This window comes from Brevundimonas vesicularis (genome assembly GCF_014204545.1).
Taxonomy (GTDB): domain Bacteria; phylum Pseudomonadota; class Alphaproteobacteria; order Caulobacterales; family Caulobacteraceae; genus Brevundimonas; species Brevundimonas vesicularis_B.
In genome coordinates this window covers 1-1,271 of record NZ_JACHLJ010000015.1, presented here as the reverse complement: position 1 = coordinate 1,271, position 1,271 = coordinate 1, and the positions used below count along the sequence as shown (strand labels likewise).

The window sequence follows — 1,271 nt, the reverse complement described above, 5'->3', positions numbered from 1 at the left end:
TGACGTGACCCCCTGAAACTCCTCCAGGAATAGCTAGAGTCCGCCCAACGAAGGACGGACAGAATGAAGCGATCAAGGTTCACGGAAGAGCAAATCATCGGGATCTTGCGGGAGCAGGAGGCCGGTGTGGCGACGGCAGAGGTGTGCCGGCGACACGGTGTCAGCTCGGCGACCTTCTACAAGTGGAAGGCCAAGTTCGGAGGCATGGACGTGTCGGAGGCCCGGCGGCTGAAGGCGCTGGAGGACGAGAACACCAAGCTGAAGCGGATGCTGGCGGACGCGATGCTGGACAACGTCGCGCTGAAGGATCTGCTGGGAAAAAAGTGGTGACGCCCGCCGGCTATCGCGAGGCGGCTAGCCATCTGCAGGCCGCCTACGAGATGAGCGAACGGCGGGCGTGCCGTGTGCTGGGCGTCGATCGGACGAGCGTGCGCTATCAGGCGACGCGCCCGGACGACGGCGCGCTGCGCGACCGGCTGAAGGCTCTGGCCCAGGAGCGTCGCCGGTTCGGCTATCGCCGCCTGCACGTGCTGCTGCGGCGCGAAGGCCATGCGGTCAACAGGAAGCGGATCCAGCGGATCTATCGCGAGGAGCGACTGACGGTCCGTCGACGCGGCGGTCGGAAGCGCGCCATCGGCACCCGAAGACCGCTGGAGTTGCCACTGGTGGCGAACCAGCGCTGGTCGCTGGACTTCGTGGCCGACCAGATGACTGACGGGCGGCGCTTCCGCATCCTGACGGTGATCGACAACTGCACGCGTGAATGCCTGGCGTTGGTGGCCGACACCTCGCTGTCGGGCGCGCGGGTCGTGCGGGAGTTGGACGCCGTCATCCGGCAGCGGGGCCGGCCCGACACCATCGTCAGCGACAACGGGACGGAATACACCTCGAACGCGGTCCTGGCCTGGGCCGACAGCACCGGCGTCGGCTGGCATTACATCGCGCCCGGCAAGCCCCAGCAGAACGGCTTCAACGAGAGCTTCAATGGACGCCTGCGCGACGAGCTGCTGAACGAGACGCTGTTCCGATCCCTGCCGCACGCCCGCGCAGTGCTCGAAGCTTGGCGGCGCGATTACAACGAACGGCGTCCGCACTCGAAGCTCGGGTGGCTGACGCCGCAGGCCTATGCAGAAGCGCTCACCGGACAGATCGGCCGGTCCGCTGCGCTGGTTGGGGGCTGCGCTGACCGGCCTCTTGCCAACCCCGACAACCCCAGCTCAGATCACCAAAGGACTCTCGTTATGGCTGGATGAGAAATGGGGGTCACGTCA

General features: G+C 66.3%; 1 protein-coding gene. It reads left to right on the top strand.

The window, feature by feature from the left end:
• The first annotated feature begins 63 nt into the window (after nucleotides 1–63).
• Nucleotides 64–1,253, top strand: a protein-coding gene (locus HNP47_RS16145; RefSeq protein ID WP_248118088.1) for an IS3 family transposase whose coding sequence is annotated in 2 segments (ribosomal slippage) — nucleotides 64–322 and nucleotides 322–1,253 — 1,191 coding nt in all. Because the reading frame shifts where the segments join, the coding sequence is not laid out codon by codon here.
• Nucleotides 1,254–1,271 lie beyond the last annotated feature (18 nt).